General features: G+C 74.2%; 19 protein-coding genes and 1 pseudogene. 11 read left to right on the top strand and 9 right to left on the bottom strand.

The genetic code is table 11. The features are described 5' to 3' along the window. Positions 1-19: 19 nt before the first annotated feature. Positions 20-1597 (bottom strand): histidine ammonia-lyase, encoded by a 1578-nt coding sequence (hutH, locus tag ACWDCZ_RS08520; RefSeq protein WP_107418822.1) that lies wholly within the window; start codon positions 1595-1597, stop codon positions 20-22. Between the two features lie 132 nt (positions 1598-1729). Next, entirely contained in the window at positions 1730-2899 is a 1170-nt protein-coding gene (locus ACWDCZ_RS08515; protein WP_449815566.1) for a macrolide family glycosyltransferase, read from the bottom strand. A 128-nt stretch (positions 2900-3027) separates the two neighbouring features. Here ACWDCZ_RS08515 and ACWDCZ_RS08510 point away from each other — a divergent pair, with 128 nt between their 5' ends. Further along, on the top strand, positions 3028-3648 hold the full coding sequence (locus ACWDCZ_RS08510; protein ID WP_449815555.1) for a TetR/AcrR family transcriptional regulator: 621 nt from the start codon (positions 3028-3030) through the stop codon (positions 3646-3648). Positions 3649-4271: 623 nt separating this feature from the next. Here ACWDCZ_RS08510 and ACWDCZ_RS08505 read toward each other — a convergent pair. From ACWDCZ_RS08505 to ACWDCZ_RS08495, 3 genes and pseudogenes are all read right to left on the bottom strand, one after another. Beyond that, positions 4272-5498: pseudogene (locus ACWDCZ_RS08505) on the bottom strand (diguanylate cyclase domain-containing protein); the annotation flags it as partial. Positions 5499-5875: 377 nt separating this feature from the next. After that, on the bottom strand, positions 5876-7000 hold the full coding sequence (locus tag ACWDCZ_RS08500) for an adenylate/guanylate cyclase domain-containing protein (protein WP_049655773.1): 1125 nt from the start codon (positions 6998-7000) through the stop codon (positions 5876-5878). Between the two features lie 173 nt (positions 7001-7173). Next, entirely contained in the window at positions 7174-8067 is an 894-nt protein-coding gene (locus ACWDCZ_RS08495) for a biotin--[acetyl-CoA-carboxylase] ligase (RefSeq protein WP_074003897.1), read from the bottom strand. 233 nt (positions 8068-8300) lie between these two features. Here ACWDCZ_RS08495 and ACWDCZ_RS08490 point away from each other — a divergent pair, with 233 nt between their 5' ends. The 6 genes from ACWDCZ_RS08490 to ACWDCZ_RS08465 all read left to right on the top strand — a co-directional run bounded on the left by ACWDCZ_RS08490 (position 8301) and on the right by ACWDCZ_RS08465 (position 13882). Then, entirely contained in the window at positions 8301-9890 is a 1590-nt protein-coding gene (locus tag ACWDCZ_RS08490) for an acyl-CoA carboxylase subunit beta (RefSeq protein ID WP_049655771.1), read from the top strand. A 29-nt stretch (positions 9891-9919) separates the two neighbouring features. Beyond that, entirely contained in the window at positions 9920-10138 is a 219-nt protein-coding gene (locus ACWDCZ_RS08485; protein WP_049655770.1) for an acyl-CoA carboxylase epsilon subunit, read from the top strand. A gap of 138 nt (positions 10139-10276) precedes the next feature. Further along, positions 10277-10417, top strand: a complete 141-nt coding sequence (gene mmpB, locus ACWDCZ_RS08480) for a morphogenic membrane protein MmpB (RefSeq protein WP_181970605.1) — start codon at positions 10277-10279, stop codon at positions 10415-10417. Between the two features lie 47 nt (positions 10418-10464). After that, on the top strand, positions 10465-11067 hold the full coding sequence (locus ACWDCZ_RS08475; RefSeq protein WP_074003898.1) for a nucleoside triphosphate pyrophosphatase: 603 nt from the start codon (positions 10465-10467) through the stop codon (positions 11065-11067). Positions 11068-11135: 68 nt separating this feature from the next. After that, positions 11136-11870: a hypothetical protein gene (locus tag ACWDCZ_RS08470; RefSeq protein WP_049655766.1), complete on the top strand. Its 735-nt coding sequence runs from the start codon at positions 11136-11138 to the stop codon at positions 11868-11870. 236 nt (positions 11871-12106) lie between these two features. Then, the gene (locus tag ACWDCZ_RS08465) at positions 12107-13882 is read left to right on the top strand and encodes an acetyl/propionyl/methylcrotonyl-CoA carboxylase subunit alpha (RefSeq protein WP_049655764.1); all 1776 of its coding nucleotides are present in this window, start codon (positions 12107-12109) and stop codon (positions 13880-13882) included. A 79-nt stretch (positions 13883-13961) separates the two neighbouring features. Here the strand turns inward: ACWDCZ_RS08465 and ACWDCZ_RS08460 are convergent, their stop codons facing one another. Together ACWDCZ_RS08460 and ACWDCZ_RS08455 are read right to left on the bottom strand one after the other, a co-directional pair. Beyond that, positions 13962-14918 carry a DeoR family transcriptional regulator gene (locus ACWDCZ_RS08460; RefSeq protein ID WP_449815565.1) on the bottom strand — a complete coding sequence of 319 codons (957 nt, stop codon included), beginning with the start codon at positions 14916-14918 and terminating at the stop codon, positions 13962-13964. Between the two features lie 236 nt (positions 14919-15154). Beyond that, entirely contained in the window at positions 15155-16609 is a 1455-nt protein-coding gene (locus ACWDCZ_RS08455; protein WP_049660024.1) for an NAD(P)H-quinone dehydrogenase, read from the bottom strand. Positions 16610-16708: 99 nt separating this feature from the next. Between ACWDCZ_RS08455 and ACWDCZ_RS08450 the strand changes: the two genes are divergently transcribed. Beyond that, positions 16709-17146 carry a gamma-glutamylcyclotransferase gene (locus ACWDCZ_RS08450; RefSeq protein WP_049660023.1) on the top strand — a complete coding sequence of 146 codons (438 nt, stop codon included), beginning with the start codon at positions 16709-16711 and terminating at the stop codon, positions 17144-17146. On the opposite strand, the gene ACWDCZ_RS08445 is transcribed toward ACWDCZ_RS08450, so the two are convergent. Then, the gene (locus ACWDCZ_RS08445) at positions 17113-18033 is read right to left on the bottom strand and encodes a hypothetical protein (RefSeq protein WP_449815554.1); all 921 of its coding nucleotides are present in this window, start codon (positions 18031-18033) and stop codon (positions 17113-17115) included. The genes ACWDCZ_RS08450 and ACWDCZ_RS08445 overlap by 34 nt on opposite strands. A gap of 328 nt (positions 18034-18361) precedes the next feature. Between ACWDCZ_RS08445 and ACWDCZ_RS08440 the strand changes: the two genes are divergently transcribed. After that, on the top strand, positions 18362-19183 hold the full coding sequence (locus tag ACWDCZ_RS08440; RefSeq protein ID WP_049654087.1) for a purine-nucleoside phosphorylase: 822 nt from the start codon (positions 18362-18364) through the stop codon (positions 19181-19183). A 190-nt stretch (positions 19184-19373) separates the two neighbouring features. Next, positions 19374-21098, top strand: coding sequence for a phospho-sugar mutase (locus ACWDCZ_RS08435; protein ID WP_049654088.1), 1725 nt, complete (start codon positions 19374-19376; stop codon positions 21096-21098). A gap of 68 nt (positions 21099-21166) precedes the next feature. Here ACWDCZ_RS08435 and ACWDCZ_RS08430 read toward each other — a convergent pair whose 3' ends face one another. Then, positions 21167-21847 (bottom strand): PH domain-containing protein, encoded by a 681-nt coding sequence (locus ACWDCZ_RS08430; RefSeq protein ID WP_049654090.1) that lies wholly within the window; start codon positions 21845-21847, stop codon positions 21167-21169. 106 nt (positions 21848-21953) lie between these two features. Between ACWDCZ_RS08430 and deoC the strand changes: the two genes are divergently transcribed. Next, the gene (deoC, locus tag ACWDCZ_RS08425) at positions 21954-22940 is read left to right on the top strand and encodes a deoxyribose-phosphate aldolase (protein ID WP_079272367.1); all 987 of its coding nucleotides are present in this window, start codon (positions 21954-21956) and stop codon (positions 22938-22940) included. The last annotated feature ends 5 nt before the right edge of the window (positions 22941-22945 follow it).

The raw sequence follows: 22945 nt of genomic DNA, 5'->3' as shown, positions 1-22945 counted from the left end.
CGGCCCGGTCGGACGGACGTCAGGCCAGCGGACCGGTGACCCGCTCGACCGCGCGCACCAGCTCGCCGGAGGCGACCAGTTCGGCGGCGGCCTCCAGGTCCGGCGAGAGGAAGCGGTCGCGGCCGGCGCCGCCGACCCCCGCCTCGCGGGCGGCGGCCAGCGCGGCCGCGGTGGCCGGGGCGAGCCCGCCGGCCCCGTCGGCCTGCCGGCGGATCTCCAGCGCGCGGGCGGAGGCGGTGAGTTCGACGGCCAGGATGCGGCCGAGGTTGGCCACCGCCTGGCGCAGCTTGCGCGCGGCCGACCAGCCCATCGACACGTGGTCCTCCTGCATCGCGGAGGACGGGATCGAGTCGACCGAGGCCGGGACGGCGAGCCGCTTGTTCTCGCTGACCAGCGCCGCCTGGGTGTACTGGGCGATCATCAGGCCGGAGTCCACGCCCGGGTCGTCGGCCAGGAAGGCCGGCAGGCCGTGCGAGCGGGCCTTGTCGAGCAGCCGGTCGGTGCGGCGCTCGGAGATCGAGCCGAGGTCGGCGGCGGCGATGGCGAGGAAGTCCAGCACGTACGCGACCGGGGCGCCGTGGAAGTTGCCGTTGGACTCCACCCGGCCGTCCGGCAGCACCACCGGGTTGTCGACCGAGGCGGCCAGCTCGCGCGCGGCGACCAGCTGGGCGTGCGCCAGGGTGTCCCGGCCGGCGCCGGCCACCTGCGGGGCGCAGCGGATCGAGTAGGCGTCCTGGACCCGCGGGGCGTCGTCCTGGTGGTGGCCGGTGAGGCCGGAGTCCTTGAGGACGGCGAGCATGTTGGCGGCGCTCAGCGCCTGGCCCGGGTGCGGGCGGATCGGGGCGTGCAGCTCGGGGGCGAGCACCTTGTCGGTGCCGAGCAGCGCCTCCAGGCTCATCGCGGCGGTGATGTCGGCGGTGGTGAACAGCCGCTGGAGGTCGGCGATGGCCATCACCAGCATGCCGAGCATGCCGTCGGTGCCGTTGATGAGGGCGAGGCCCTCCTTCTCCAGCAGCTCGACGGGCTCGATGCCGGCGGCGGCGAGCAGCTCGGCGGCGGGCTTCTCCACGCCGTCCGGGCCGGTGGCGGTGCCCTCGCCCATCAGGACCAGCGCGCAGTGCGAGAGCGGCGCGAGGTCGCCGGAGCAGCCGAGCGAGCCGAACTCCCGCACCACCGGGGTGATGCCCGCGTTGAGCAGGGCGGCCATGGTCTGCGCGACCAGCGGCCGGACACCGGTACGGCCGGAGGCCAGCGTCTTCATCCGCAGGAACACCAGCGCGCGGACCACCTCGCGCTCGACCGCCGGCCCCATGCCGGCGGCGTGCGAGCGCACCAGCGACCGCTGCAGCTGGGCGCGCAGCTCGGGGCTGATGTGGCGCACGGCGAGCGCGCCGAAGCCGGTCGACACGCCGTAGACGGGGCGCGGCTCGGCCGCGAGGGCGTCGATCCGCGCACGGGCGGCCGCCATCTCGGCCAGCGCGTCGGGACCGATCTCGACCCGGGCGTTCCCCCGGGCGACGGCCAGGACGTCCTCGGCACCGACGTCGGCCTTGCCGACCAGGACCAGCGGAGCGTCGGGGGCCACAGCACTGTGCATATCCATATACACCATCTCATCAGGTGAATGAAGATATGACAACAGGTGCTCGCCATCCGGATTCTCCGCCCTCCGGATCGGCGCCGCACACCGCGGCCCCCTATCGCCCCCCGCCTCACGGCACGGGCGGCGTCACGACACGCGCAGCTCGGCCTCGATCAGGTCCGCGGCCCGGGCGGTGCCGCCCTCGGCCCGGCCGGCGGCGGACAGCTCGGCCAGCCGCTCGGCCACCGCCGGGTCGCCGGTCAGCTCCAGCAGGGCGGCGCGCAGCGCCTCCGCGGTGGCCTGCTCGGTGTCCAGCCGGCGGGCGACGCCGAGGCCGACCAGGGCGTCCGCGTTGGCGAACTGGTCGGCGGCCTGCGGCACCGCGATCATCGGCACGGCGTGGAACAGCCCCTCGCTGGAGCCGCCCATGCCCGCGTGGGTGACGAAGGCGTCCGCCTGGGAGAGCACCGACAGCTGGGGCACCCACCGGTGCACCTCGACGGTGTCCGGCACCTCGCCGAGCTCGGCCAGGTCGGTGTGCTTGCCGACCTGGAGCACGGTGTGCCAGCCCGGCAGGTCGCCGAAGGCCTCCACGCAGGCCCGGTAGAAGGCGGGCTGGTGGGTGAAGGCCGAGCCGAGCGAGACCAGCAGCACCTTCTCGGCGCCTTCCGGCCGCTGCCACTCGCCCTGGTGGGCGCGGTCGCCGAAACAGGGCCCGACGAAGCTGATCCGCTGCTCGTCGACCCGGTCGACGTTGGGCTGGAGGGCGCGCGGGACGAGCGCGACGCACCGCTCGGGGCGGTTCTTGAAGCCCTCCACGTCGCGCTGCACCGCGCCCGCCTCGACCAGCCAGTCGGCGTACCGGCGGTAGTGCTCGGGGCCGCCCGGGCCGTTGCGCATCGGCTCGAACATCGCCGCGAGGTCCTCCTCGAAGCCCTCCCAGCCGACGAAGGCGGGCGACAGCTGCACCACCGGCACGCCCAGCCGCTCGCCGAGCGCCCGCCCGGCGAAGCCGCCGATGTCGTAGAGCACCAGGTCGGGGCGGTCGTCCTCGAAGGCCTCCAGCAGGACGGGCCACATCGACAGCGTGTCGTCCAGGAACACCTCCTGGATCGCCACCAGGTCCGACGGCCAGCCGGCCGGGTCGTCGGTGAGCGGCAGCTTGGTCGGGTACGGGACGAAGCTCGCGCCGGTGGACTCGACGACCTCCCGGAAGGAGGGGTCGTTGACGTAGCTGACCCGGTGGCCCCGGGCGACCAGCTCGGTGATCACCGCGAGGCTGGGATTGACATGCCCATGAGCGGGAATGGAGACCATCAGGATGTGTGCAGGGGGGCGGTTCACGGGCACCTCCAGGGAACGGGGGATGAGACGAGACGATCCGTCTCGCGATGGCATGGGAAGACAATACGTCTCGTCTCGTTGTTTCGCATAGAATTTTTTCCATGGCCTCCAGAACAGCTCCCGACCCCGCCCGACGCAGCGAGCGCGCGCACGCCGCCGTCCTCGCCGCCACCACCGAACTCGTCGCCGAGATCGGCTACGGCAGGCTGACCATCGAGGCGATCGCCGCCCGGGCCGGCGTCGGCAAGCAGACCATCTACCGGTGGTGGCCCTCCAAGGGCGCCGTGGTCTTCGACGCCTTCCTCGCCGCCGGCGAGCACGAGGGCGGCATCGCGCTCCCCGACACCGGCGACCTCGCCGCCGACCTCCGCGCCGTCCTGCGCCCCACCAGCGACGAGCTGGCCGACCCGGACACCGACCGCACCTACCGGGCGATCATGGCGGAGATCCTCAACGACCCGGCGCTGCAGGCCGAGCACCGCACCCGCCTGCTGGACCCCCTGCTGGCCGTCACCCGCGACCGCCTCCGCAGCGCCCGCGAGGCCGGCCAGATCGCCCCCGACACCGACCTCGACCTGGCCGTCGAAATCGTCTACGGCCCGCTCTACTACCGCTGGCAGTACCGGCTCGGCCCGCTCACCCACGAGCACGCCGACCGCCTGGTCGACGCCGCCCTGCGGGCCCTCAACCCGCCGCCCGCCGACGGCGGTTCCGGCGCCTGAACCAGCGGACGGCCACCACCGCGGCCGGTCCCTCAGACCACCGGCGGCGAGGCCGGCCCCGCCAGGGCGACCGAGACCAGGGCGCGCATGGCGGAGGCGGCCTGCCCCAGCGGCAGCGTCGCGTCGTCGGCGAAGAGCTCCACCAGCCAGCCGCCGGCCGGGTTCTGGCCGCCCGCGGCGACCATGCCCCGGTAGCCGGAGACGACGAGCATCGCCTCCTCCGCCGGGTCGTTGCCGGCCGCGCCCGCCCGCAGCGCGAAGGAGCCGCCGCGGACGGCGCGGCGGGTCATCGGGTAGTGCCGGAGGTCGAAGACCGCGTCGGGGGCCTCGATCTGGGCCCGCTGGGTCTCCGCGCGGACGCTGCTGGGGCCGCTGGTCATCCGGTAGACGGCGTGCTGGGCGGTGCGCATGAGGTGGGAGCCGGGCGGGACGTACGAGACCCACCAGCCGACGGCGTCCAGCAGCCGGGCGGAGGCCTCGGCGACGACGACCAGCTTGCCGAGGGTGTCCGCGGGGTGGACGGCCCGGGCCGTGGCGGCCTGGTCGAGGGAGGCGAGCACGGCGGTGAGCAGCTGCCCGGGGTCGGCGCTGTGGGCGGCGCCGCGGAACCGCCGCCGGTCGCCCGCCCCGGCCCGGCCGTTCGGCCCGCGCCGCCCGTCCGCCCGGTGGTGCGGGTCGGCGGCGTCGGCGAGCAGCACGGTGGGGTCGGGCGAGAAGCCGGGGCCGTGGCTGCGCCCGGCGACGACGGGGTGGGCGGCCCGGGCGGCCTTGGCCCGGTACTGGGCGGCGTCGGCGAGCCGGAACAGCCGGTCGGGGGTGGTGACGGGCCCGATCGAGTCCCCGGTGGAGGCGACCCCGCAGGCCACGCCCTCGCCCTCGGAGAGCGCGAGCGCCCGGGCGCACAGCTCCTCGGCGACGGAGACCACCTCGTCGGCCTTCTGCCCCTCCACGAGCAGGCAGAACTCGTCGCCGCCGAGCCGGGCGGCGAGGCTGCCGGGGAGCTTGGCGGCGGCCAGCGAGAGCTGGTGGGCGAACCGCTCCAGCAGCCGGTCGCCCATCTCGTGGCCGAGCTGGTCGTTGACCCGCTTCAGCCCGTTGACGTCGCAGACCACCAGGGAGACCACGGTGTTGTCCCGGTTGTGCGCCTCCAGCGCGCTCTCCAGCCGGGCGTCGACGGCGCGCCGGTTGGCCAGGCCGGTGAGCGGATCGGAGAAGGCGAGCCTGCGCAGGTCGGCGAGGCGCTCGGTCTGCGCCAGCCCGGCGGAGACCTGGGCGGCGAGCAGGGTCGCGTAGTCGGCGTCGGCCTCGGTGAACTCGGGCATCCCGGCCGACCGGGCGAGGTACAGCTCGCCCCAGGCCTGGCCGTGCAGCACGACCGGCGCGACCACGCAGCAGGCCCGCCCGCGCCGGCGCAGCGCCGCGGCGCGCTCCTGGCAGTACGCGCCGGCCGTCGGGTGGGCGTGCCCGGCGTGCTGCACGCTGTTCTCGGCGCTCTGCAGCCAGGCGCGCGGCAGCCGCCCGGTGGTCCAGCGCTCCTCCAGGTACGTGACGATCTCGGGGAAGTCGGCGACCGGGTACGACTCGTCCTCGGGCAGCTCCTCCTCGCCCGGGGCGAGGTCGCCGTGGTTGACCAGCACCCGCAGCCGGCCGGACTCGCGGTCCCAGACGGAGACGGCGGCCATGGTGGCGCCGAGCGCCTCGGTGGCCCGGGCGGCGGCGGCCCGGACGGCCTCCAGCGGGGTGAGCGCGGCGGCCATGTCCTGGGCCAGCTCGACCACGGACTGCAGTCTCAGGTCGGGCAGCGGGTCGGAGTGCCGCGAGCCGCCGCAGTCGCAGTCGCGGTCCGTCATGATCGCCTCACTGCTCACCGGCTCGCCTCGCTCCCTGTGCTCGGTCCTGCCGGACCCCCGTCGGCCGGCCGCACCCGACCGGCCGCTTGCACCAAGACTAGGGCGGTTTCGTTCGCTTATGCCCCGTTTGCCCGGGCGGACCCGCAGCAGAACGTACGGGTTTCAACCGTTCAGCACCCGCAACCGCCCGTCCGCCGTGGGGAAGCGTGCCCACGAACGCCGTCACCGCATGCGTCTGCCCGCGGACGGCCGAAGCGCGCGTCCCCGTACGTCCACCGGATGCGTCTTCCCCGCGCGGGCCCGCCGTACGCGCGCCACCCGCGTACGGCCACCACCGCGTACGGCCGCCACCCGCCTACGGCCCCCGCGCGCGGGCGCTACTCGGCCTTCAGCCGCCGGGTGAGCAGCCACGGCTCGACCAGTCCGAGCCCCCGCACCGGCCGCCGCCACATCGGCTGCAGGTGGAACCGCGCCCCGGCGTCCGGTCCCGGGATCGGCAGCCCGGAGGCGGGCATCCCGGCCGCGGCCGACAGCGCCTCGGCCAGGCCGGGCCCCTCCGCGTCGGCCGGGGCGACGCTGCCGTTCTGCTCCAGCGCGGCGGCGAACTCGCCGTCGATCAGCACCGCGTCCTTGGGCGCGATCGAGGTGAGCCGGCTCGCCAGGTTGACGGTGGTGCCGAAGACGTCGCCCATCCGCGAGGTGACCGTGCCGAAGGCCATGCCGACCCGCAGCGGCGGGATGGTGTCGTCCCCGGCCAGCGCCTCGATCAGGCTCAGCGCGATCTCGGCGGCGGTCGCCGGGTCCTCGGAGACGTAGAGGATCTCGTCGCCGAGCGTCTTGATCACCCGGCCGCCCTGGCCGGCGATCAGGTCCGAGCAGGTGTTCTCGAAGGTCTCGACCAGCTCGCCGAGCTCCTCCTCCTCCAGCCGCCGCGACAGCCGGGTGAAGCCGACCAGGTCGGCGAAGCCGACGGCGAGCCGCCCGCTGGTGATCTCGTGGTCCTCGGCGGCCTGCACCACCCGGCCGGTGACGGCCGCCAGCTGGCGCCGCCAGACGTACACCAGGAACTGCTCCAGCTCCGGCAGCAGCAGCTCGACCAGCGGGTACGCGACGTCGGCGCGGGTCAGCCCGGGCTCGACGGCCTGGGTGAGGTTCTCCAGGAAGGTGTCCATCTGCCAGCCGGCCAGCCGGGCCGTGGTCTGGCCGGTGGAGCGGGCCACCTGGATCGCCATCGACTCGCTGAGCAGCCCGGACTCGACCAGGCCGGCCAGCCGCCGCAGCGCGATCACGTCGCCGTCGGTGAGCGCCCGGGACTGCCCGATGTCCGGGAAGCCCATGGCGCGCCAGAAGCGGGTGGCCAGCTCCATCGGGACGTCGGCGGCGCGCGCGGCCTGGTACGGGGTGTAGCGGCGCGGCGCGTCCAGGATCAGGCGCTCCAGTTCGAGCGCGACCGTGGGGTCGTTGCTGCCCGCCGTCGCGCCGCTGCTGCCGTCCTCTGCCACCGGTCCGTCCCCGTGCGATCGCCGCACTCGCCTCGTGTCCTACCTGTCCGGGCGCGCACTCCGCCACCCGGGCGGGCAGTGGCGCGCCTCACACCGCTGCCAGGTGGAATGTTCGCACGGAATCGTCGGATCCGGGGCATCAGCCCGGGTCAAGGAGAGGTGAAGAGTGCCGTTCAGCGGGGCTCGGGGCGTACGTGGACGACGTCGCCCGCGCCGACCGCCCGGCGTACGCCGTCGGGTGTGCGGACCACCAGCCGCCCGTCGCCGTCCACCGCGACGGCCTCGCCGACCAGCTCGCGGTCGCCCGGCAGGTGCACCTTCACCTGGCGGCCGAGCGTGGTGCAGCGGTCCACGTAGGCGCGCAGCAGGTCGCTGGCGTGCGGGTCGCCCGCGGCGGCCGTCCACTCCCGGTACAGCTCGGCGAGTTCGCGCAGCAGGGCGCGCAGCAGGGTGCCCCGGTCGGTGGTCGTGGCGCCGGCCAGCGCGAGCGAGGCGGCGGTGGGGACGGGCAGCTCCTCCGCGCGCAGCGAGACGTTGAGGCCCATGCCGACCACCACCGCGCCGCCGGCCAGCTCGGTGAGGACGCCGCCGAGCTTGCGCTCCGCGCCGTCGATCTCCGTCTGGAGGTCGTTGGGCCACTTCAGCCCGACCTCGACCCCGGCGACCCGGCCCAGCGTGCTGGCCGCGGCCACCCCGACCAGGATCGGCAGCCAGCCGTACCGCTCGACCGGCACCTCCTCGGGGCGCAGCAGCAGGGACAGGAACAGCCCGGAGCGGGGCGGTGCGGTCCACCGCCGGTCCAGCCGGCCGCGGGCGGCGCTCTGCGCCTCGGCCACCAGCACCGCGCCCTGCCCGGCGCCCGCCGCGGCCCGGGCGGCGAGGTCGCTGTTGGTGGAGCCGGTCTCGGCGACGACGTCCAGGGAGGTCCACAGGCCGCCCGGGACGAGCAGGTCGCGGCGCAGCGCCTCCTCGTCCAGCGGCGGACGGTCCAGGTCGGTCCAGGGCGACGGTCCGGCGTGGCCGAAGCCGCGCAGTCCGCTGCGGCGGGGGGTCTCGGGTGCGGTCATGGGAAAACCCTAGAGCGGGTCCGGGACGTAGGCCGCCCCATCGTCCCGCAGAACACCCGTCAACAGAACTGTGTCGATGGTCATGACGCCGGGACGTGCCGGATAGCCCTCCGCGCTGGCTACGCTACCCAGCGGTAGTTCGTAGCGCCGCCCTGCCCTCATGCGCGGGCCCACCACCCGGCCCCGCGCGCACTCGAAACAGGTCGCGGCCATGGATCAGGGAGAGCCACCGGATGACCGAGGCGCCGTACGACCCCCACACCACCGCCGGCAAGCTCGCCGACCTGCGGCGCAGGCTGGACGAGGCGGTGCACTCCGGCTCGTCCAAGGCCGTGGAGAAGCAGCACGCCAAGGGCAAGCTGACCGCCCGTGAACGGGTCGTGGAACTGCTGGACGAGGACTCCTTCGTGGAGTTCGACGAGTTCGCCCGGCACCGCTCGACCAACTTCGGCCAGGAGAGGAACCGGCCGTACGGCGACGGCGTGGTGACCGGCTACGGCACCGTGGACGGCCGCCAGGTCGCCGTGTTCGCCCAGGACTTCACCGTCTTCGGCGGCTCGCTCGGCGAGGTCTTCGGCGAGAAGATCGTCAAGGTGATGGACTTCGCGCTGAAGACCGGCTGCCCGGTCATCGGCATCAACGACTCCGGCGGCGCCCGGATCCAGGAGGGCGTGGTCTCGCTCGGCCTGTACGGCGAGATCTTCCGCCGCAACGTGCACGCCTCCGGCGTCATCCCGCAGATCTCGCTGATCATGGGCCCCTGCGCGGGCGGCGCGGTGTACTCCCCCGCGATCACCGACTTCGTGGTGATGGCCGACCGGACCTCGCACATGTTCATCACCGGCCCCGACGTGATCAAGACCGTCACCGGCGAGGACGTCGCGATGGAGGAGCTGGGCGGCGCGCGCACCCACAACACCAAGTCGGGCAACGCCCACTACCTGGCCGCGGACGAGAAGGAGGCGATCGAGTACGTCAAGAGCCTGCTCTCGTACCTGCCCTCCAACAACCTGAGCGACCCGCCGTCCTACCCCGAGCAGGCCGACCTCACCGTCACAGCGCAGGACCTCGAACTCGACACCATCGTGCCGGACTCGGCGAACCAGCCGTACGACATGCGCAAGGTGATCGAGCACATCGTCGACGACGGCGAGTTCCTGGAGACCCAGCCGCTGTTCGCGGGCAACATCATCACCGGCTTCGGCCGGGTCGAGGGCCAGTCCGTCGGCATCGTCGGCAGCCAGCCGATGGACCTGGCCGGCTGCCTGGACATCAACGCCAGCGAGAAGGCCGCCCGCTTCATCCGCACCTGCGACTCCTTCAACGTCCCGGTGCTGACCTTCGTGGACGTGCCCGGCTTCCTGCCCGGCACCGAGCAGGAGTGGGACGGCATCATCCGGCGCGGCGCCAAGCTGATCTACGCCTACGCCGAGGCCACCGTCCCGCTGATCACCGTGATCACCCGCAAGGCCTTCGGCGGCGCCTACGACGTCATGGGCTCCAAGCACCTGGGCGCCGACCTCAACCTGGCCTGGCCGACCGCGCAGATCGCCGTGATGGGCGCGCAGGGCGCGGTCAACATCCTGCACCGCCGGGAGATCGCCGAGGCCGAGGCGGCCGGCACCGCCGAGGAGAAGCGGGCCGAGCTGATCGCCTCGTACGAGGAAACCCTGCTGAACCCCTACCTGGCCGCCGAACGCGGCTACGTGGACGCGGTGATCGCGCCGAGCGAGACCCGCCGGCACATCGTCCGCGGCCTGCGGGCGCTGCGCGGCAAGCGCGAGGTGCTGCCGCCGAAGAAGCACGGCAACATCCCCCTGTAGGCCCCGTCCCTGTCGGGAGAGAACCAGCCATGTCGATCCACGTGCTGCACGGGCAGCCGACCCCCGAGGAGCTGGCCACCGTCCTGGCGGTGGTCCAGGCCCGGGCCGCCGCCGCACAGGCCGCCGCCGAGGCGGCCCGCAGGGCCGGCGCCGGCCCGGACTCCCCCTGGGGCGACCGCGCCCGCCGGCTCCGTCTCGCCGCCCGTCCGGGCCCGAACGCCTGGCGGACCTCGGGCTGGGCGCACTGAACTCCGCGGCGTGGAGGGGGAGGACGGCCCCGCCGCCCTCCCCCTCCGTGCCGTACCGGGCGCCCGGCGCCCGCTTTGCCCGAAACCTGAGTACGGATACTCAGGCGCCCGCACCCCCGCGCGGCGCACTCTGGACGGGTGCTCTGGTCAGACCCCCGTGACGAGCCCTCGCCCGAGGCCCGTCGGATGCAGGAGCGGATGCAGCGGGCCGGCAAGGTGCTCGCCGCCCTCGTGCTGGTCGGCGCCGTGCTGATCATGATCTCCCGCTCCTTCACCTGAGCCGTTCACCCGAACGGCGGACACCGGCACCCCCTACGCTGGTGGACATGACCGACCAGCGCCCCCTCGTCCTCGCCTCCGCCTCCCCCGCCCGCCTCGGGCTGCTGCGCCAGGCGGGCCTCGACCCGCGCGTGGTGGTCAGCGGCGTCGACGAGGACGCGATCACCGCCGCCACCCCCGCCGAGCTCGCCCTCGTCCTGGCCGAGGCCAAGGCGAAGGCCGTCGCCGCCGAACTCGCCGACGGCGAGCTGGTGATCGGCTGCGACTCCGTCCTGGAACTGGACGGCCGGGCCCTCGGCAAGCCCGCGGACGCCACCGAGGCGCTGGCCCGCTGGCAGTCGATGCGCGGACGTTCCGGCGTGCTGCGCACCGGCCACTGCGTGATCGACACCGCGACCGGCCGGCAGTCCTCGGCCACCGCCTCCACCACCGTCCGCTTCGGCACCCCGGACGACGCCGAGATCGCCGCGTACGTGGCCTCCGGCGAACCGCTGTACGTGGCCGGGGCGTTCACCCTGGACGGCCGCTCCGCGCCCTTCATCGACGGCATCGACGGCGACCCGGGCAACGTCATCGGCCTCTCCCTGCCGCTGCTGCGCCGGCTGCTCGCCGACCTCGACGTGCGCATCACGGACCTGTGGGCCAACTGACCTCCCGGAGCCCGCGGTCGTGGCCCTAAGCTGACCGCGGTCTCGAACGGGGGGAGGGGACGCGGCAGATGACCGACAGCGTGCTCAACGTGGTGCTCGGCCTGGTGGCCAGCGCGATCAGCGCCGGCCTCGGCTGGCTCGCCCAGGCGCTGCGGCGGCGCCGCAGGGTCGAACGGGTGCGGGCGTTCTTCGGACTGCCGGGCGGCAGCGAGTGCCTGATCGTGGTGCCGCGCAGCATCGGGACGGGCTCGCACGCCCACACCGTGACCCGGCGCGACGCGTACGCCCTGATGTGGCTGGCCGGGCTGGTCGAGGAGTGCGGGGCGCGGCCCGAGCTGGTGGCCCACGACGCCGCGCACCGCGGCCTGGGCGCCAAGACCGAGCTGTGCCTGGGCGGTCCGGTCAGCAACGAGCGGATGGCCGCGCACCTCGCCTGGGGCCTGCCGGGCGTGCTGATCACCTCGGGGCCGGGCCCGGGCAGCAACGTCCTCGTGGTGGGCGAGCGGGACTTCACCGCCGGCCCGGACGAGACGCACGTCCTGCTCGCCCGGATCGCCACCCCGGACGGCGGCCGCCCGGTGTTCCTGGTCTCCGGCCAGACCGGCACCGCCAACCAGGCCGGGGTGCGCTACCTGGTCGCCCACCACCGCGAACTCGCCCGGAGGCACGGGCAGGACGGCACCTTCGCGCTCGTCCTGCGGGTGGTCAACCCGGAGGCGTACGGGCCGGACATGGTCGAGGTGGCGGCCGACGTGACGGCCGAGGCGCTGCGGCGGCCCGCCGCCCGCTCCGGCGCCGCTTGAGCGGCCCGCGCGAGACTGTGGCCCATGCCACCCTCCCGCCGCGCCGCGGGCCGGTCACCCGCTGTGGCCCCCGCCGATCCGGGCGGACCGGCGCCGACCTGCGACGTCGTCCACGGGGCCGCCCACGGGCCCGGAAAACCCATCACCGAGCGTGTGGGATAGTTCACAACCCGGGGCTACTCGCCGGTACTGCCCAGGAATCCATAAACTCAACGAGGTTCAAGAAGGGAGCCACAGTGCGCAAGGTGCTCATCGCCAACCGCGGGGAAATCGCTGTCCGCGTCGCCCGTGCCTGCTCGGACGCCGGTATCGCCAGCGTCGCCGTCTACGCCGAGCCGGACCGGGATGCGCTGCACGTCCGCGCGGCCGACGAGGCTTACGCGCTGGGCGGTGACACCCCCGCTACCAGCTACCTGGACATCGCCAAGGTCCTCAAGGCGGCCGCCGACTCCGGTGCGGACGCCGTCCACCCCGGCTACGGGTTCCTGTCGGAGAACGCCGACTTCGCCCAGGCCGTCCTCGACGCGGGTCTGATCTGGATCGGCCCGCCGCCGCAGGCCATCCGCGACCTCGGCGACAAGGTGACCGCCCGGCACGTCGCCCAGCGGGCCGGTGCCCCGCTGGTGGCCGGCACGCCGGACCCGGTCTCGGGCGCCGACGAGGTCGTCGTCTTCGCCCGGGAGCACGGCCTGCCGGTCGCCATCAAGGCGGCCTTCGGCGGCGGCGGACGCGGCCTCAAGGTCGCCCGCACGCTGGAGGAGATCCCCGAGCTGTACGAGTCCGCGGTGCGCGAGGCCGTCGCCGCCTTCGGCCGCGGCGAGTGCTTCGTCGAGCGCTACCTGGACAACCCGCGGCACGTGGAGACCCAGTGCCTGGCCGACAAGCACGGCAACGTGGTGGTCGTCTCCACCCGTGACTGCTCGCTCCAGCGCCGCCACCAGAAGCTGGTCGAGGAGGCGCCCGCGCCGTTCCTGACCGCCGAGCAGAACGCCGAGCTGTACCGGGCGTCCAAGGCCATCCTGAAGGAGGCCGGCTACGAGGGCGCCGGGACCTGCGAGTTCCTGGTCGCGCTGGACGGCACGATCTCCTTCCTGGAGGTCAACACCCGTCTCCAGGTGGAGCACCCGGTCACCGAGGAGGTCACCGGCCTCGACCTGGTCCGCGAGATGTTCCGGATCGCCGACGGCGAGGAGCTCGGCTACGGCGACCCCGAGGTCCGCGGCCACTCCTTCGAGTTCCGCATCAACGGCGAGGACCCGGGCCGGAACTTCCTGCCCGCGCCCGGCACCGTGACGCTGTTCGCCCCGCCGTCCGGCCCGGGCGTGCGCCTGGACTCGGGCGTGGAGACCGGCTCGGTCATCGGCCCGGCCTGGGACTCGCTGCTGGCCAAGCTGGTCGTCAGCGGCCGCGACCGCAAGCAGGCCCTGGAGCGGGCCCGCCGCGCGCTGGCCGAGTTCAAGGTGGAGGGCATGGCCACCGCCATCCCGTTCCACCGGGCGGTCGTCACCGACCCGGCGTTCGCGCCCGAGGTGCACGGCGGCGACGGGCCGTTCACGGTCTTCACCCGGTGGATCGAGACCGAGTTCGACAACACCATCCCGCCGTTCGCCGGCGCGGCCGGTGACGGCGAGGAGGCCGAGACCCGGGAGACCGTGGTGGTCGAGGTCGGCGGCAAGCGGATCGAGGTCTCGCTGCCGTCCTCGCTGGGCGTCACGGCGGCCCCGGCGGCCGGTGCGGCGGGCTCCGCCAAGGCCAAGCGCCGGGTGGGCGCCAAGAAGGCCGGCTCGGCCGTCAGCGGCGACACCCTGGCCTCGCCGATGCAGGGCACCATCGTCAAGGTCGCCGTGGAGGAGGGCCAGGTCGTCGCCGAGGGCGAGCTGATCGTGGTCCTGGAGGCGATGAAGATGGAGCAGCCGCTGAACGCCCACAAGGCGGGCACCGTCACCGGCCTCAAGGCCGAGGTCGGCGCGAGCGTCAGCAGCGGCGCCGCGCTCTGCGAGATCAAGGACTGACACCGTCCCTGTCCCCGGACCGGTCCGTACGCCCCTCGGGGGTGTGCGGACCGGTCCCGTTTCCGCGGACCGTACGGGCTCAGCGCCCGCGCGGCAGGCCCAGTTCGGCCAGCCTGGCCGGCATGCCGCCCGGGGCGACGGGCCCGCCGTGCGCGCCGGGGCGGCGCTGGCCGGGCAGCGGGGCGCCGCTGGGGGGCGGGCCGCCGCGGCGGGCCATCGGGCCGGGCTGGGGCTGGTGCATCGGGCCGCTGCCGGTGCCGTGCACCGGGGCGTCACCGCCCGGGCCGGCGCCCAGCGGGGCCAGGTCGACCTGCACCCCGCAGTCGGCGAGCGCGTCCAGCTCGCGGACGGTGCTGTCGTCCGCGGTGGCCTGCTCGTCGGTGACCAGGCGGGTGATGGTCTCGGTGGCGACGGTCTGGAACATGCCGGCCGCGCCGAGCTTGGTGTGGTCGGCGAGGACGATCACCTCGGCGGCCGCCAGCACCATGGCCCGGTCCACGCTCGCGGACAGCATGTTCGCCGTCGACAGCCCGCGCTCGGCCGTCAGACCGCTGCCGGAGATGAAGGCCTTGTTGACCCTCAACCCCTGCAGGGACTGCTCCGCGCCGCTGCCCACCAGCGCGTAGTTGGAGCCGCGCAGGGTGCCGCCGGTCATCACCACCTCGACCCGGTTGGCGTGCGCCAGGGCCTGGGCGACGAGCAGCGAGTTGGTGACCACCGTCAGCCCGGGCACCCGGGCCAGCCGGCGGGCCAGCTCCTGGGTGGTGGTGCCGGCGCCGACCACCACCGCGTCCCCCTCCTCCACCAGGCCGGCGGCGAAGTCCGCGATGGCGCTCTTCTCCGCCGCGGACAGGTGGGTCTTCTGCGGGTATCCGGGTTCGCGGCTGAAGCCGCCGGGGAGCACCGCGCCGCCGTGCCGGCGGTCGAGGAGCCCTTCTGCCTCCAGCGCCCGCACGTCACGGCGCACGGTCACTTCGGAGGTCTGGACGACGCGGGCCAACTCCCGGAGCGAGACGGCTCCGTTGGCGCGCACCATTTCGAGGATCAACTGGCGACGTTCTGCTGCAAACACAGAACCGACGGTAACCTGCGTGACCGTCTGCTTTCAGGCGTTTGCAGCTAGTAGCGGGAATTGCTCACGCACGAGCGGCGCGTGACCGTAGAATACGCGCCGTCAATGGCCCGGAACTGCGCCCGCCGTCCGGGTGACGGCCATGCCCGCGCGAAGGGCGGTCGCCGATCGGCAACCGCCCTCAACTGTGCGCCGGACGCTCAGGATTCGCCGTCGACCCGCTTGCGGATGTGCAGCTGCCGGGCGGCCTCGGCGGTCGAGCCGGAGACCGACGGGTAGACGGTGAAGGCGCTGGCCACCTGTTCGACCGTCAGATTGGCGTCCACCGCGAGCGAGATCGGGTGGATCAGCTCGCTGGCCCGCGGGGCGACGACCACGCCGCCGACCACGATGCCGGTGCCCGGGCGGCAGAACAGCTTCACGAAGCCGTCCCGGATGCCCTGCATCTTCGCCCGCGGGTTGCCGCGCAGCGGGAGCTTGACCACGACGGCGTCCATCTTGCCGCACTCCACGTCGGCCGCCGTGTAGCCGACGGTGGCGATCTCCGGGTCGGTGAAGACGTTGGAGGCCACGGTCTTGAGGTTCAGCGGCTGCACCGCGTCGCCGAGCGCGTGGTACATCGCGATCCGGCCCTGCATGGCCGCCACCGAGGCGAGCATGAAGACGCCGGTGCAGTCGCCCGCCGCGTACACGCCGGGGGCGGTGGTGCGGGAGACCCGGTCGACCTGGATCTGGCCCCAGTCGTTGAGCTTGACCCCGGCCTCCTCCAGGCCCATCTCGGAGGTGTTGGGGACGGAGCCGACCGCCATCAGGCAGTGGGTGCCCTCGATCACCTTGCCGTCGGCCAGCATGACCTCGACCCGGTCGCCGATCCGCTTGACGCTCTCGGCGCGCGAGCGGCCCATGACGTTCATGCCGCGGCGGCGGAAGACGTCCTCCAGCACCTCGGCGGCGTCCGGGTCCTCGCCCGGCAGCACCCGGTCGCGGCTGGACACCAGGGTCACCTTGGAGCCGAGCGCCTGGTACGCGCCGGCGAACTCGGCGCCGGTCACACCGGAGCCGACCACGATCAGCTCGCGGGGCAGCTCCTCCAGGTCGTACACCTGGGTCCAGGTGAGGATCCGCTCGCCGTCCGGCTGGGCGTCCGGCAGCTCGCGCGGGTGGGCGCCGGTGGCGATCAGCACCGCGTCGGCGTGCAGCGACTGCACGGTGCCGTCGGGCGCGTCCACCAGCACCTCGCGGGAGCCGTCCACGGCCTGCCCGCCGGTGCCGAGCCGGCCCCGGCCGCGCAGCACGGTGACGCCGGCCCGGGTGACGGACTGGGTGATGTCGTGGGACTGCGCGATCGCCAGGCGCTTCACACGGCGGTTGACCTTGCCCAGGTCCACGCCGATCACCCGGGCCGCCTGCTCGACGGGCGGGGTGTCGTCCGCGACCAGGATGCCCAGCTCCTCGTACGAGCTGTCGAAGGTGGTCATCACCTCCGCGGTCGCGATCAGGGTCTTCGACGGAACGCAGTCCGTGAGCACCGCCGATCCGCCCAGACCGTCGGTGTCGACGACGGTCACCTCCGCGCCGAGCTGTGCGGCGACCAGGGCCGCCTCGTAGCCGCCGGGTCCGCCACCGATGATCACGATCCGAGTCACGTTCCCCATTGTCCCGCACGCCCGCGGCGCCGCCACGCCGGGGTCGGGGCTCCCGTACGTTCGTCCAGTCGCCCCGGCCCGCCCGCCGCCCGGGCTACCCTGGCCCCCATGCCCCTTTACGCCGCGTATGCCACCAACCTCGATGCCCGGCAGATGACCCGCCGAGCCCCGCACTCCCCGCTGCGCGGCACGGGGTGGCTAGCCGGATGGCGGCTCACCTTCGGTGGCGAGCAGCTGGGTTGGGAGGGCTCGCTGGCCACCGTGGTCGAGGACGAGAAGGACCAGGTCTTCGTCTCGCTGTACGACGTCGCGCCGATGGACGAGGAGGGGCTGGACCGCTGGGAGGGCGTCCAGCTCGGCATCTACCGCAAGATCAAGCTGCGCGCGCAGACCCTGGACGGGGACATCCCGGTCTGGACGTACGTGCTCAACGACTACGAGGGCGGCCTGCCCGCGGCCCGCTACCTCGGCCTGGTCGCCGACGCCGCGGAGAGCGCCGGCGCCCCGCACGACTACGTGATGGACCTGCGCCGCCGCCCCTGCTGATCCGCGTCCCAGCCGCGCACGGTCTCCGCGAGCACCCGCGCCACCGCCGCGCGCCGGGCCGGGTCGGCGCGCACCCCGTACGCCAGTTCGATGTGCAGCCACGGCACCCCGAGCCCGGCCGCGAACAGGCCGGCCACGTTGGTGGCGCCGGCCAGCCGCGCACCCGGCTCCCGCCAGGCCCGGCGGACCACGAGGCCGGCCCCGCCGAGCCCCGCGGCGGTCAGCTCGGCGGCCGGGCCCGGCTGGCCGGCGCCGCTGGAGACCACCGCGTCCCGCCCGGGCAGGCCGGCCGCGCCGAAGCCGTGCAGCTGGATGCCGGGCAGGCCGCGCAGGGTGAGCGCCTCGACCACGGCGGCGAAGACGGTGTCGCTGCGGTGCGCGACGTCCGAGGAGCCGTCCGCCCCGGCCCGGCGGTGCGCCCCGGCGAGCACCAGCACGCCGCCCGGCACGGCCCGGAACAGCTCCACCCCGAGCGCCTCGGTGCGGACGTCCGAGGCCGGGTGGGGCACCTGTACGGACCAGGCGGGACGGACCGAGCGGTCCAGGTAGACCCGGCCCCAGCCGCGGCCGTCCCCGCTGCCGCCGTCGTCGGCGGCGGTCGCGCCCGTCTCGGCGATCTCGGTGACCGGGCGGCCGGTCACGGCTTCGGTGAACCCGGTGAACCGGTAGCCGGCCCGGGCCAGCGCCCGTTCGGCGTCCCCGGTCCGGCCGTCCAGCACGCCGAGCACGCCGTCGGCCACCGCCCGGCGCTGGGCCGCGCCCGGCACGGTGTACCGGCCGCTCGGGAAGAAGTCCGCGGTGAACGCGTCCACCCGGGCCGCCAGGTCCACCGGCGCGGGCCCGGGCGGCGCCGCGGGCGGCGGGTACCGGCTGTCCGTGTTCCCCATGGAGGTCGACCCCGTCCTGGCGCCCCGCCGGAGCCGCGGACCGGACCGGCGACGAAGGATCGGCCCCCTCGGCCCCTCGGGCCCCGACCGTCACCGTAACGCCGCCGGCCCCGGACCGGCCCGCCGGGAAACGGGCCACGACGGCACGCGCACGAAGCGACCGCCCGGAGGGAAAGGCCCGGCGCGGCACCCGGGTTGTGTGCGATCCGACGGCCCGCTCACCCGAAAAGCGTCACCGAGCTGTGTTTTCGGGTCAACCGGGTAACGATCCGGCATGCCGCGGCTGAATTTCTACGCGCGTAGCCGAAACCCGTCTATCCTCTGACCCGTGAACGCTTCTCCTCAGTCGGTCGTCTCCGCCGACCCCTACGCCGCCGCCCAGGCCGCCGCCGAGCGCCTGCGCGAGCTGACCGGTGCCGAGCGGCACGACGTCGCCCTGGTGATGGGCTCCGGCTGGGTGCCGGCCGCCGACGCCCTGGGCGAGACCGTGGCCGAGTTCCCGGTCACCGAGCTCCCGGGCTTCCCCGCCCCCGCCGTCGCCGGCCACGCCGGCACGATCCGTTCGGTGAAGATCGGCGACAAGCGCGCCCTGATCTTCCTCGGCCGCAACCACTACTACGAGGGCCACGGCGTGGCCACCGTCGTCCACGGCGTGCGCACCGCCGCCGCGGCCGGCTGCGGCATCATCGTGCTGACCAACGGCTGTGGCGGCCTGCGCCAGGGCTGGACCCCGGGTCAGCCGGTCCTGATCAGCGACCACATCAACCTGACGGCGGACTCCCCGATCGTCGGCGCGAACTTCGTCGACCTCACCGACCTGTACTCCAAGCGCCTGCGCGAGCTCTGCCGCGAGATCGACCCGTCCCTGGACGAGGCCGTCTACGTCCAGTTCCGCGGCCCGCACTACGAGACCCCGGCCGAGGTCAACATGGCCCGGGTCATCGGCGGCGAGCTGGTCGGCATGTCCACCACCCTGGAGGCCATCGCCGCCCGCGAGGCCGGCAGCGAGGTGCTCGGCATCTCCCTGGTCACCAACCTGGCCGCCGGCATGACCGGCGAACCGCTCAACCACGCCGAGGTGCTGGAGGCCGGCAAGGCCTCCGCCGAGCGCATGGGCGAGCTGCTGGCGAAGGTCCTTGAGCGGATCTGACGCCCGGCGGGCGCAGAATCATGACTGACGGGGCCCACGGGCGGCGTGATCCGCTGATCACGCCCTCCCGTGGGCCCCGTCCGCATGCGCGACCCCCTTCCTTGCGGAACCCTCCGGTCCCAGCGGAACCCTCCCGACCCACAGCGGAACCTCCGGCCGACACACCGACGCACGTCCCCATGGAGCTGGCATGACGCAGGCACCCACCACCGACCTCCTCGCCCGGGCCCGGACCTGGCTGGCCGAGGACCCCGACCCGCAGACCCGCGAGGAGCTCGCCGCCCTGCTGGCCCGGGCCGAGGCCCCGGAGGTCGAGACCGACGGCAAGCTCGCCTGGGCGGAGCTCGCCGAGCGCTTCTCCGACCGGCTCCAGTTCGGCACCGCCGGCCTGCGCGGCGAACTCGGTGCCGGTCCGATGCGGATGAACCGCGCCGTGGTGATCCGGGCCGCCGCCGGCCTGGTCGCGTACGTCAAGCAGCAGGGCCTGGGCGACCTGGTCGTCATCGGCTACGACGCCCGCCACAAGTCGTACGACTTCGCCCGCGACACCGCGGCCGTGGTGGTCGGCGCCGGCCTGCGCGCCGCGCTGCTGCCGCGCCCGCTGCCGACCCCGGTGCTCGCCTTCGCCGTCCGCCACCTGGGCGCGGCCGCCGGCGTCACCGTCACCGCCAGCCACAACCCGCCGCAGGACAACGGCTACAAGGTCTACCTGGGCGACGGCTCGCAGATCGTCCCGCCGGCCGACGCCGGGATCGCCGCCAGGATCGACGCGATCGGCTCGCTGGACGACGTCCCGCGCGCCGCGTCGGGCTGGGAGGTGCTCGGCGAGGAGGTCGTCGAGGCCTACCTGGACCGGGCCGTCTCCATCGTCGACGAGCACGGCCCGCGCGACCTGGAGGTGGTCTACACCCCGATGCACGGCGTCGGCCGCGACACCCTGGTCGCCGCGTTCCGCCGGGCCGGCTTCCCCGCGCCCACCGTGGTCGCCGAGCAGGCCGAGCCCGACCCGGACTTCCCGACCGTGGCCTTCCCCAACCCGGAGGAGCCGGGGGCGATGGACCTCGCCTTCCGCACCGCCGCCACCGTCGGCCCGGACATCGTGATCGCCAACGACCCGGACGCCGACCGCTGCGCGGTGGCCGTCCCCGTCAACGGCAACGCGGCCGGCGCCGGCAACGGCACCTCCGGCTGGCGGATGCTGCGCGGCGACGAGGTCGGCGCGCTGCTCGGCTCGGCCCTGGTCGCGAAGAAGGCCGAGGGCACCTTCGCCACCACCATCGTCTCCGCCACCCTGCTGGGCCGGATCGCCGAGGCCGCGGGCCTGGGCTACGCCGAGACGCTGACCGGCTTCAAGTGGATCTCCCGCGCCCAGGGCCTGCGCTACGGCTACGAGGAGGCGCTCGGCTACTGCGTCGACCCGCAGGGCGTCCGGGACAAGGACGGCATCACCGCCGCCCTGCTGGTCGCCGAGCTGGCCGCCACCCTCAAGAAGTCCGGCCGCACCCTGTCCGACCTGCTGGACGACCTGGCGCTGGAGCACGGCCTGCACGCCACCGACCAGCTCTCCGTCCGGGTCCAGGACCTCTCGCTGATCGCCGACGCCATGCGCCGCCTGCGCGAGCAGCCGCCGACCGTGCTGGCCGGCCTCCGGGTGACCCGCGCCGACGACCTGTCGGCCGGCTCCGCCGAGCTGCCGCCCACCGACGGCCTGCGCTACTACCTGGCCGGCGAGGGCGTCCGCTCCGCCCGCATCGTGGTCCGCCCCTCCGGCACCGAGCCCAAGCTCAAGTGCTACCTGGAGGTCGTCCTCCCGGTCGCCTCGGCCGCCGACCTGGCCCCGGTCCGCGAGCGCGCCGCCGCCCTGCTCGCCACCGTCAAGCGGGACCTCGCCGACGCGGCGGGCATCACCGCCTGATCCCCGCGCACACGTGGAGGGGCCCGCCGGTCGTGACCGGCGGGCCCCTCCGTCGCGTTGGCGCGGTGTCAGACCGCGATGACGGTGATCAGCGCGACCAGGCCGAGCAGGGTGGGGGCGATGACCCACCAGCACCAGCGGACCTCGACCGGGCCCGCGGCGGCGGGGCGGGCGGCGTTGCGCTCGGCCAGCTCCTGGAGGACGGCGGTGACCTGGTCGGACCAGGCGCGGGTGGGGTCGGGCGAGCCCTGGACGACCGGGTTGGTCCGCTTGGCCATCCCCAGCCCCAGACCGGTCCGGGAGGCGTGCTCGGCGGCGCTGGGGTTCTGCGCCCGGGTGGCCCGCTTGCGCTGCCGCAGCGACACCGGCACCGCCCAGACCTGGAACTTCTTCCCGCCCGCGAGCAGCTCGACCGAGTACCCCGCGCGCAGCGCGTCCACCGAGGCCCACGGCGCGACGACGGTCCGCCACGGGTTGCGCACCACCAGCCGGTCGCGGCCGGCCGTCACGGCCGGGCGCAGCGTGTACGCGATCACCGGGAAGGCGAACACCGGCACCGCGGCGAGCGAGACGTACGGCGTCTTGCCCGTCCCGCTCACCACCGCGTCGCCGATCAGCCAGGCGGCGACCACCAGCAGCAGCACTCCGGAGATCACACCGGGGACAGAGCGGTACACGCGGTCCGCGTACTCGGGCTCCCCGTCGGGGGCGGCGGGGCCCTGGCCGGGCTTGCCGTCGGAATCGGTCATGTCGACGATTCTGCCCCATGCCCCTCACCCTGAGGTCTCGGTCCGGCCACGAATGGCAGGTGCCCTGGCGGCCCACTACGCGCGTAGATATGCTGCTCTGGTGACTATGTCCACTGTTGCAGCCAATGCCCTCGGCGTTGCGGGCAGCGGCCTTCAGGACGTTGCTGCGTCCGAGGCCTCGCTCCGCCGGTTCCTGCACGGCCTGCCCGGCGTCGACCAGGTCGGCCTGGAGGCGCGTGCCGCCGCTCTCGGTACCCGCTCGATCAAGACCACGGCGAAGGCGTACGCCATCGACCTGGCGATCTCGATGATCGACCTGACCACGCTGGAGGGCGCGGACACGGTCGGCAAGGTGCGCGCGCTGTGCGCCAAGGGCAGGACCCCCGACCCGACCGACCCGACCACCCCCCGCGTCGCCGCCATCTGCGTCTACCCGGACATGGTCGCCACCGCGAAGGCCGCCCTGGAGGGCACCGACATCCAGGTCGCCTCCGTGGCCACCGCCTTCCCGGCCGGCCGCGCCGCCCTCCCGGTCAAGCTCGCCGACACCGCCGACGCGGTGGCCGCGGGCGCCGACGAGATCGACATGGTGATCGACCGCGGTGCCTTCCTCTCCGGCCGCTACCTCGACGTCTTCAACGAGATCGTGGCCGTCAAGGAGGCGTGCAAGCGCCCCGACGGCAGCTCCGCCCACCTCAAGGTGATCTTCGAGACCGGCGAGCTCCAGACCTACGACAACGTCCGCCGGGTCTCCTGGCTGGCGATGCTGGCCGGCGCCGACTTCATCAAGACCTCCACCGGGAAGGTCGCCGTCAACGCGACCCCGCCGGTCACCCTGCTGATGCTGGAGGCGGTCCGCGACTTCCGCGCGGCCACCGGCGTCCAGGTCGGCGTCAAGCCCGCCGGCGGCATCCGCACCACCAAGGACGCCATGAAGTACCTGGTGATGGTCAACGAGACCCTCGGCGACGACTGGCTGACCCAGCACTGGTTCCGCTTCGGCGCCTCCAGCCTGCTCAACGACCTGCTGATGCAGCGCCAGAAGCTGGCCACCGGCCGCTACTCCGGCCCCGACTACGTGACGGTGGACTGATCACC

Source organism: Kitasatospora sp. NPDC001225, from assembly GCF_053597855.1.
The sequence above is the reverse complement of the archived record's forward strand: the minus strand, read 5'-3'. Positions and strand labels throughout refer to the sequence as shown.

Bases quoted from the DNA above. Each gene is read 5' to 3' on its own strand.
- hutH (WP_107418822.1), bottom strand. From the start codon at position 1,597: ATGCACAGTGCTGTGGCCCCCGACGCTCCGCTGGTCCTGGTCGGCAAG.
- ACWDCZ_RS08515 (WP_449815566.1), bottom strand. From the start codon at position 2,899: ATGGTCTCCATTCCCGCTCATGGGCATGTCAATCCCAGCCTCGCGGTG.
- ACWDCZ_RS08510 (WP_449815555.1), top strand. From the start codon at position 3,028: ATGGCCTCCAGAACAGCTCCCGACCCCGCCCGACGCAGCGAGCGCGCG.
- ACWDCZ_RS08495 (WP_074003897.1), bottom strand. From the start codon at position 8,067: ATGACCGCACCCGAGACCCCCCGCCGCAGCGGACTGCGCGGCTTCGGC.
- ACWDCZ_RS08490 (WP_049655771.1), top strand. From the start codon at position 8,301: ATGACCGAGGCGCCGTACGACCCCCACACCACCGCCGGCAAGCTCGCC.
- ACWDCZ_RS08485 (WP_049655770.1), top strand. From the start codon at position 9,920: ATGTCGATCCACGTGCTGCACGGGCAGCCGACCCCCGAGGAGCTGGCC.
- ACWDCZ_RS08475 (WP_074003898.1), top strand. From the start codon at position 10,465: ATGACCGACCAGCGCCCCCTCGTCCTCGCCTCCGCCTCCCCCGCCCGC.
- ACWDCZ_RS08470 (WP_049655766.1), top strand. From the start codon at position 11,136: ATGACCGACAGCGTGCTCAACGTGGTGCTCGGCCTGGTGGCCAGCGCG.
- ACWDCZ_RS08460 (WP_449815565.1), bottom strand. From the start codon at position 14,918: ATGGTGCGCGCCAACGGAGCCGTCTCGCTCCGGGAGTTGGCCCGCGTC.
- ACWDCZ_RS08455 (WP_049660024.1), bottom strand. From the start codon at position 16,609: ATGGGGAACGTGACTCGGATCGTGATCATCGGTGGCGGACCCGGCGGC.
- ACWDCZ_RS08450 (WP_049660023.1), top strand. From the start codon at position 16,709: ATGCCCCTTTACGCCGCGTATGCCACCAACCTCGATGCCCGGCAGATG.
- ACWDCZ_RS08445 (WP_449815554.1), bottom strand. From the start codon at position 18,033: ATGGGGAACACGGACAGCCGGTACCCGCCGCCCGCGGCGCCGCCCGGG.
- ACWDCZ_RS08435 (WP_049654088.1), top strand. From the start codon at position 19,374: ATGACGCAGGCACCCACCACCGACCTCCTCGCCCGGGCCCGGACCTGG.
- ACWDCZ_RS08430 (WP_049654090.1), bottom strand. From the start codon at position 21,847: ATGACCGATTCCGACGGCAAGCCCGGCCAGGGCCCCGCCGCCCCCGAC.
- deoC (WP_079272367.1), top strand. From the start codon at position 21,954: ATGTCCACTGTTGCAGCCAATGCCCTCGGCGTTGCGGGCAGCGGCCTT.